Origin of the sequence: Testudinibacter crocodili, assembly GCF_006228025.1 — a bacterium.
In the GTDB taxonomy this organism is placed as follows: domain Bacteria; phylum Pseudomonadota; class Gammaproteobacteria; order Enterobacterales; family Pasteurellaceae; genus Chelonobacter.
Window position 1 is genome coordinate 1 of sequence record NZ_VDHF01000027.1, and the last position, 534, is coordinate 534.

Here is a 534-nt window from a genome sequence, read left to right on the forward strand (position 1 = left end):
CCTTCATTGTGCCATTGGTTATTGTACGGGGTATAACTCAGGAATTCGTTGGTAAAAAAATAGTCTTGCGGTCGTTTTTGGAAAAACACCTGATCAACCGCTTGGCGCTGTATAGTATCTTCTGCTGCGGCAGAATCTTGCCAATAAGCGTTTAACAACGATAAATTAGCTCCCCCCAACAAATAGATTTTATCGTGATAACTGACCGCTGCGCCACCCGCCAAGCCACGTGGTGCTTCTGTATTCAGCCTGACCCAGCGATCTTGCTGCGGATCATAACGGTGCACATCATTAACAAACTGGCGAACGCCCTGTTCATTGGTTTGCTGTCCACCAAAAACATACAACTGTTGATCCAGCACCGCAACAATTGGCTGTATTCGATCACCAGCTGGGAAATCAGCAATCGGTTGCCACTTTGCCTTACTCTCTGTTGTTTGCAACGACAACCGATAAAATTTGTTACCTGCGGTACCCAAACCGATATACATCATATCGCCAATCAACGCACCGCCACCTTGCTTAATCGGCTGC

The 534-nt window shown here is 46.8% G+C and carries 1 pseudogene; it reads right to left on the reverse strand.

From position 1 onward, the window contains the following. A pseudogene (locus FHQ23_RS03025) lies at positions 1-534 on the reverse strand (FBX42 beta-propeller domain-containing protein); the annotation flags it as partial.